5 protein-coding genes are annotated in these 8312 nt (G+C 62.8%); 1 reads left to right on the forward strand and 4 read right to left on the reverse strand.

Going from position 1 to position 8312, the window contains the following annotated elements:
- Positions 1–124: 124 nt before the first annotated feature.
- The 4 genes from I2D41_RS05315 to I2D41_RS05330 all read right to left on the reverse strand — a co-directional run bounded on the left by I2D41_RS05315 (position 125) and on the right by I2D41_RS05330 (position 5823).
- Positions 125–1489 carry a PFL family protein gene (locus I2D41_RS05315; protein ID WP_195363791.1) on the reverse strand — a complete coding sequence of 455 codons (1365 nt, stop codon included), beginning with the start codon at positions 1487–1489 and terminating at the stop codon, positions 125–127.
- Between the two features lie 108 nt (positions 1490–1597).
- On the reverse strand, positions 1598–4153 hold the full coding sequence (locus tag I2D41_RS05320; protein WP_195363792.1) for a homocysteine S-methyltransferase family protein: 2556 nt from the start codon (positions 4151–4153) through the stop codon (positions 1598–1600).
- A 9-nt stretch (positions 4154–4162) separates the two neighbouring features.
- Entirely contained in the window at positions 4163–4951 is a 789-nt protein-coding gene (locus tag I2D41_RS05325) for a hypothetical protein (protein WP_195363793.1), read from the reverse strand.
- A complete protein-coding gene (locus I2D41_RS05330; protein WP_195363794.1) occupies positions 4951–5823 on the reverse strand; it encodes a methylenetetrahydrofolate reductase in 873 nt (290 codons plus the stop codon). Before I2D41_RS05330 ends, I2D41_RS05325 begins: the two co-directional genes overlap by 1 nt.
- A gap of 427 nt (positions 5824–6250) precedes the next feature.
- Here I2D41_RS05330 and I2D41_RS05335 point away from each other — a divergent pair.
- Positions 6251–8312 (forward strand): glutamine synthetase III family protein (locus I2D41_RS05335; protein ID WP_195363795.1); only part of this gene is annotated, 2062 nt, incomplete at its 3' end.

Consider the following 8312-nt stretch of genomic DNA (forward strand, 5'->3'; position numbering starts at 1 on the left):
GTCGATCGCGAGTTCCGCACGAGCCGGAGAGCACTTAATGTGCTCTCCGTGCGAGTCAGGACTGTCCGAGCAGACGACCTTATATATTTGCCCTCCCCCGGGGCTCCTCGCCCGAACCCCTCAGCTAGTTCTTCAGCGAGTTCAGCGGCGCCGGGAAGCGTCCACCACGGTGGGCAAGCACGGTGCCGGCGTTGGGGTTCACCGGCATGATGGGCGCACGGCCGAACAGGCCGCCGTACTCGACGCAGTCGCCCACGCCCTTGCCAATGGCGGGAATCACGCGCACGGCCGTGGTCTTGTTGTTGATGACGCCGATAGCCATCTCGTCGGCGATGATGCCGGCGATGGCCTCGACCGGGGTGTCACCGGGGATGGCGATCATGTCCAGGCCGACGGAGCACACGCAGGTCATGGCCTCGAGCTTCTCGAGCGAAAGCGCGCCGGCCTCGACAGCGGCGATCATGCCGGCATCCTCGGACACGGGGATAAAGGCGCCGGAGAGACCACCCACGCTGGAGCTGGCCATGACGCCGCCCTTCTTGACGGCATCGTTGAGCATGGCGAGCGCGCAGGTCGTGCCGGGGCCTCCGCAGGTGCCAACACCGATGATCTCGAGGATGCGGGCAACGGAATCGCCGATGGCAGGCGTGGGAGCCAGCGACAGGTCGACAATGCCCTTCTCGACACCCAGGCGATGGGCGGCCTCGCGGCTCATGAGCTCGCCAGCGCGGGTGATCTTAAAGGCGGTCTGCTTAATCTTCTCGGCGACTTCCATCATCGATGCGGAATCGGGCAGCGTCTCCAGGGCTGCGGCCATAACGCCGGGGCCCGAAACGCCTACGTTGATGACGGCATCGGCCTCGCCACCGCCGTGGACGGCGCCCGCCATAAACGGGGAGTCCTCGACCATATTGGCAAAGCAGACAAACTTGGAAGCGCCGACGGAATCCTGGTCGGCCGTGAGCTTAGCAGCGTCGATGATGGTCTGCGCAGCCATGAGTACGGCGTCCATGTTGATGCCGGCACGCAGGCTGGCGACGTTGACGCTGGAGCAGACGCGGCTGGTGGTGGCGAGCGCCTGCGGGATGGACTGGATGACGCGGCGGTCGGCGTCGCCGATGCCCTTCTGGACGAGCGCGGAGAAGCCGCCCAGGTAGTCGATGCCGAGGGTCTCGGCCGCGCGGTCGAGGGCATGCGCGATGGGGGTGAGGTCCTCATCCTTGCAGCAAGCGGCGATCTGCGCCACTGGGGTGACGGAAACGCGCTTGTTGACGATGGGGATACCGTACTCGCGCTCGAGGTTCTCGGCGGTCTCGACCAGGTGCTCAGCCGTGTGCGTCACGTGGTCGTAGATCTTCGTGCACATGCGGTCGAGGTTCTCGTCGCCGCAACCCATGAGCGAAACACCCATGGTGATGGTCCTGATGTCGAGGTTCTGCTCCTCAACCATGCCGCGGGTTTCCGCGATTTCTGCGGGCGTGATCGCCATCCTTGCGCTCCTATCTGCCAAAACGAGCATAGTCTTATCTATTCTAACGTGCCGCACGTGCCAAGTGGCGCGTGCGGCACGTTTTGGTGCTCGGTTGTTTCCGTTGTGTTACTGCCCAAAGACCTCTTCGGCGATACGCGCGCTTTCGGCGGCATCCTTGGCGTAGTAGTCTGCGCCGATCTGTTTGGCGTATTCGGGGGTGAGCACGGCGCCACCTACGATGATCTTGACGTCCGGCACCTCGGCATGAAGCAGCTTGATGGTCTCCTCCATGGCGACGACGGTGGTGGTCATAAGCGCCGAGAGGCCGACGAGCTTAATGTCACGCTCCTGTACGGTCTTGAGTACCTCCTGCGGATCGACGTCGCGACCCAGATCAAAGACGGTGTAGCCGTAGTTATCGAGCAGCATCTTGACGATGTTCTTACCGATGTCGTGGATGTCGCCCTTGACGGTTGCCACGCAGATCTTACCCTTGTCGGCAATCTCGCCGGCGGGCATCAGGCGCTTGATGGTGTCGAAGCCCACGCGCGCGGCCTCGGCTGAGGCCATGAGCTGCGGCAAGAAGAACTTTCCCTGGTCAAAAAGGACGCCAACCTCGTCGAGGGCGGGGATAAAGTGGTTGTTGATGAGGTCCATGGCGTCGTGATCTGCCAGCAGACGCTCGGTTTCGGCCGCGATTTCGCCCTTGCGGCCCGAGACGACCATGTGGCGGATGGGGTCGTCATCGGCGCTTGCGGTAGTGCTTGCGGCAGCCGCGGCATCGCGCGATGCTGACTGAGCGGCCGCCGGGTTCGCGGCGATCTTATACGGATCGGTCCAGCCGGCGTAGCGCTCGATGTATCCGGTCGAGCCCTCATCCTCAACGCTCAACACGCGATAGCTGTAGACGGTGTCCATAAAGCGCTTGGAACCGGGGTTCATGATGGGGGCGTCCAGACCTGCGCCAAAGGCGGCGGCCAAAAAGACCGAGCCAAGCAGCGGGCGGGCAGGCAAGCCAAAGCTGATGTTCGATACGCCGAGTGCGCACTTGACGCCCAAGCGCTCCTTGCACAGAGACATGGCGCGCAGGATCTGCTCGGCCTGACGCTGGTTGGTCGAGGCGGTCATGACCAGGCAGTCGATGAGGATGCGGTCCGGGCCGATGCCGTAGCGGGCGGCCTCGGCCACGATGCGTTCGGCGATGGCAAAGCGGGCCTCGGCGGTATCGGGGATGCCGCCTTCGTCGAGCGTAAGGCCGACGACGTTGGTTCCATAGTGGGCGACCAGCGGGAAGATCTCATCCATGATCTGCTGCTTGCCGTTGACGGAGTTGATGATGGGCTTGCCGGCATAGCGGCGTACGGCGGCCTCGACAGCGGCGGGATCGGTGGAGTCGATCTGCAGCGGCAGCAGCGTGGAGCCTTGGAGCTGCTCGGTGGCCTGTTGGATAATCTTGACCTCGTCGATTTCGGGCAGACCCACGTTGACGTCCAGGATATCGGCACCCTGCTCCTGCTGGCTGATGCCCTGGCTCACCACGTAGTCCAGATCGCCGTCGCGCAGGGCCTGCTGCAGGCGCTTTTTGCCGGTGGGGTTGATGCGCTCGCCGATGACGGCGATCTTGTGGCCGTCGCAGGGAAGATCCACGACCGTTTGGGCGCTCGTGACCGACATGCTGGGCTTGCGGTGACGCGGGCTGGGCGTGTGGTTATCGATAAGCGTGCGCAGCGCTGCCATGTGCGCCGGCGTGGTGCCGCAGCAGCCGCCCACGACGCTTACGCCGTCGGCAATCATACCGGCGACGGCCACGGCGTACTCGGGTGCCTGGATGTCAAAGACGGTGTTGCCGTCGTCGTCCACGCGGGGCAGCCCCGCGTTGGCCTGCACCATAACGGGCTTGCCCGTAACGGTGAGCATGCGAGCGGCGAGCCCTCGGAGCTCGGCCGGTCCCTGGCTGCAGTTGATGCCCAAAACGTCGGCGCCGATGGCATCGAGCGTGATGGCGGCAACCTCGGGACTCGTGCCCAGGAAGGTGCGACCGTCTTCCTCAAAGGTCATGGTGGCAAAGACGGGCAGGTCGGAGTTCTCGCGGCAGGCGAGGACGGCCGCCTTGATCTCGGCCAGGTCGGTCATGGTCTCGATAATAAAGAGGTCCACACCCGCGGCGACGCCAGCGCGCACCTCCTCGGCAAAGAGGTCGTAGGCCTCGTCGAAGCTGAGGGTGCCCAGGGGGCGCAGCAGGGCGCCGATGGGGCCGATATCGCCGGCGACATAGTGGGCACCGGCCGCGCGGGCGCAGGCGACGGCGGCGGCAAAGACATCTGCCACGGTGGCGGCGCCATCGAGCTTGTGCGCGTTGGCGCCAAAGGTGTTGGCGGTGATCACGTCGCAGCCGGCCTCGACATATTGACGTTGGATATCGGTGATAACCTGGGGCTCCTCAAAGTTGAGCAGCTCGGGCAGGGCGCCCGCCTTCATGCCAGCGGCCTGCAACATGGTGCCCATGCCGCCGTCGAACAGCAGGTGCCCCGTGCCCTCGATGGCGGCACGCAGGCGATCGTCCTTAATGCGCAGATCGTCGATCGTGCGCGTCTTGTACGTGGCGCCATTACGGCGTGCGGCATCAACGGGTGCCGCCAGCGCGGTACCGTCCAGATCATGAGTGATAAGCGGAGTAAACATCGAGGGCTCCTAATGGCTGGAATAGCAGGTGGTGTGGGCGGCGCGGAAGCGACAGTGCTCGCGCATGCGGCAGATAGTGCAGGTGGGGCGGCTCTGGGCGTCGTGGACCTCGCCGTCGAACAGACCGATCACCGCGGTCACGCTCTTGGTGGGCATGAGCAGGTTGGTGGGTGTGACGGTAAGCCCGATGAGCCGAGTGGCGTTGAGTGCAGCCACGATTGAGCGCTGGGCCGTAAGCGGACAGTCGCCGTAGCCGGGGCTAAAGCGCCAGTTGCCAGCGAGTCCGTGTGCGGCGGCCGCAGCCTTGGCCTGCTGGTCCATTTGCTCAACGGCGGCTTCTACATAGGCAGAGCATGCGGCGTCGAGCACGGCTCCCTCCAGGGGCTGCTGGGCTCCCGTGGTGCGCAGACGACGCTCGGCGTCCATGCCGAGGGTGCATGCCATGAGCGCGGCAAAGCGGGCGTCTTTGAGATGGCGATAGATATCGCGACCTTGCAACTCAACGTTGGTGCCAACCAGACGGATGCAAGGCTCTCCCTGCTCGTCCACGCCCGTGGCATCGATGGCAAATACGCGGCGCACGCCACGGGGCTCAATGTCCAGCTCAAGGTGCTCGACCACAAGCTCAATACGTCGTGACAGCTCGGGCTCAATCTGCTGGCCGCCGTAGCCCAGATACCGCAGCATCTCGGCACGGTCGACACGAGGGTGGTGGGCGGCGTCGATACGGTAAAGCGCCGGCGACGCAAGGTCGGCCGGCACTTCAACAACGGTTGTATCAACGTGCGGTTTTTCCATTACCCCAGACGCTCCATAATGGTCGCGGCGATTGCAGGACGGTTCATAGTGTACAGGTGCAGACCGTCGGCGCCGTGCTCCTTGAGGTCGCAAAGCTGGCGGGCGGCATAATCTACACCGGCTGCCTGCAGGCTCTCGGGGTCGTTCTCGTACTTGGCGAGAATCTTGATGACGGGGGAGGGCAGTGACGCGCCGCACATAAAGACCATGCGGCTGATCTGCGACTTGCCCATAAACGGCATGATGCCCGCGGTAATGGGCACGGTGATGCCGGCCTTGTCGGCAAGCTCGCGAAAACGGTAGAAGCACTCGTTATCAAAGAAGAGCTGCGTCACAAAGAAGCTCGCGCCGGCGTCTTGCTTTTGCTTGAGGTGCTCGACCGAGAGGTTGAGGTTCTCACAGGCAATGTGGCCCTCGGGGTAGGCTGCGGCGCCCACGCAAAAGCCGGCGTCGACGAGCTCGGGGATGAGGTCGCGGGCGTAGGCGTAGTCGGAGGCGGGCTTGTCGTCCTCGGTCGCGCCGGCAGGGAGATCGCCACGCAGGGCCAACACGTTTTCCACGCCGGCGGTGCGGTACTCATCGATCTTGGCGGCGATATCGGCGTGGGTACGGCCCACACAGGTGAGGTGTGCCACCGAGGGTGTATCGAATTCGCTCGTAATCATATGCGCGATGGGGGCGGTGGCGGCACCGTTACCCGAGCCGCCAGCGGAACAAGTGACCGAGACAAAGCTCGGCGAAAGCTTGCACAGATTGCCTGCCACTTCGCGAGCCGTGTCGAGGGTCAGCTCGCCCTTGGGCGGGAACATCTCAAACGAAACGGGTGCGGTGCCCTGGGATGCTGCCTGCTTAAAAACCTCGTCGACGCGCATATCGTGCTCCTCTAGATACGTAATAGTGTGATGTGTTGTAAGGATTCTACAGCACCACTGTGCCACGGCGGAGTTTCACTCGCTATTTGGGGGATACCAATCAAAGATGCCTTGCTATCGGCATTTCCTATAGCAGAGCGGCTCATTTTGACACGGGCTATAAAGACTGGTATCTGATGCGAAATACCAGTTAATAGAGCCCCATCCCAAATTGACTACCCTTAAACCATGGGGAGAGGTCTGCAATTTATACAGTTGATTGGCTGTTGAGGGCGGCAACGCCGCCGCGATGCGGTAACCTCATTGATTGGTTTCGTGACAGCAACATAACGGTAATGTTGCGGAAACACGACGAGCCTAATCTATGACTCGTTCGTTAGTAATCAACACCGCTTCTCACGCGGTGCCGATACGAAGGGAGTTCCGTATGGCCGAACTTACTGACCGCTTCGGGACCATGGTGTTCTCTGAGGAAGTCATGAAGGACTACCTCCCCAAGGACATTTGGAAGCGCCTTGCTGCAACCCTCGAGGACGGTGAGCCGCTCGACCTGGATGTGGCCAACGCCGTTGCCCACGCCATGAAGGTCTGGGCCATCTCCAAGGGCGCGACGCACTACGCACACTGGTTCCAGCCGCTTTCGGGCATTACTTCCGAGAAGCACGACAGCTTCCTCGAGCCCAACCACGACGGCACCGCCATTACCAAGTTTACGGGCAAGAACCTCATCCAGGGCGAGCCGGACGCCTCCAGCTTCCCCAACGGCGGCCTGCGTGCTACCTTCGAGGCCCGTGGCTACACCGCTTGGGATCCCACTAGCCCCGCCTTCATTAAGGACGATGTCCTGTGCATCCCCACGGCTTTCTGCTCCTACACGGGCGAGGCCCTGGACAAGAAGACCCCGCTGCTGCGCTCCATGACCGCGCTCTCGCGTGAGTCCAAGCGCGTTTTGGCGCTGTTTGGCAAGACTCCCAAGAAGGTCGTTCCTTCCGTGGGTGACGAGCAGGAGTACTTCCTGATCAAGAAGGACGCTTATCGCAAGCGCAAGGACCTGGTCATCACTGGCCGCACCCTCTTTGGCGCTGCTCCCTGCAAGGGCCAGGAGCTCGAGGAGCACTACTTTGGCGCTATCCGCCCCACCGTCTCGGCCTATATGAAGGACCTGGACGATGAACTGTGGGCGCTTGGCATTCCCGCCAAGACCAAGCACAACGAGGTCGCTCCCTGCCAGCATGAGCTCGCCCCTGTCTATGGCGAGGTCAACGAGGCCATCGACCAGAATCTGGTCATGATGGAGAAGATGAAGCTCATCGCCTCCCGTCACGACTTGGTCTGCCTGCTGCACGAGAAGCCCTTTGAGGGCATCAACGGTTCGGGCAAGCACAACAACTGGTCGCTTGGCACCGAGTCCGAGAACCTGCTCGACCCGGGCGACACCCCGCTCGACAACCTGCAGTTCATCGTCTTCCTCACCGCGGTGATCGAGGCCGTCGATAACTATCAGGAGCTCCTGCGTGCCTCCGTTGCCTCGGCCGGCAACGATCATCGTCTGGGCGCCAACGAGGCTCCTCCGGCGATTATGTCCATCTTCCTGGGCGACCAGCTTACCGAGGTCGTCGAGAAGATCATCGATGGCAAGGCTTCCGTCCATGCCACGCGCGGCGTGCTCGACCTGGGCGCCGATACCCTGCCCAAGCTGATGCAGGACAACACCGACCGCAACCGCACCTCCCCGTTCGCCTTCACCGGCAACAAGTTCGAGTTCCGTGCCTGCGGTTCCGAGCAGAACGTCTCCGACTCCAACCTGGTGCTCGATGCTGCCGTGGCCAAGTCGCTCAAGTCCTTCGCCGACGCGCTTGAGGGTACGCCCGAGGATAAGTTCCAGGACGCTGCGCTCGAGTACTGCAAGAAGGTCCTGACCGACCACCAGCGCATCCTCTTTTCCGGCGATGGCTACTCCGACGAGTGGCCCGTCGAGGCCGAGAAGCGCGGCCTTGCCAACAACAAGACCACGGCCGACGCCCTGCCCGCCTTTGTTTCCGAAAAGGCCATCGCGCTCTTTGAGGAGACGGGTGTCCTGACCAAGGCCGAGGCCCAGTGCCGCTACGACTGCAAGCTCGAGAAGTACAACAAGCTCATGAACATCGAGGCCACCACGATGGTTCGCGAGGCGCGTCGTACCTATCGCCCGGTCATTACCGCCTATGCCACCAAGGTCGCTAAGGGCCTTGAGACTATTCGTGCCGCCGGTGCCGAGGCCGCCATGCAGTGCGAGCAGAACACGCTCAACAAGCTCTGCAACGGTATCACCACCATCAACGACTCCATCAAGGCGCTCGACGCCGTGCATCAGAAGGCCGAAGCCCTCGATGGTCAGGAGCAGGCCAATGTGTATGCACACGAGGTCGTTCCCGCTATGGATACGCTGCGCGCCGCCGTGGATGCCATGGAGGAGATCGTGGCCGCCGACTACTGGCCGGTCCCGACCT

The organism is Collinsella aerofaciens (assembly GCF_015552075.1).
GTDB lineage: Bacteria > Actinomycetota > Coriobacteriia > Coriobacteriales > Coriobacteriaceae > Collinsella > Collinsella aerofaciens_Y.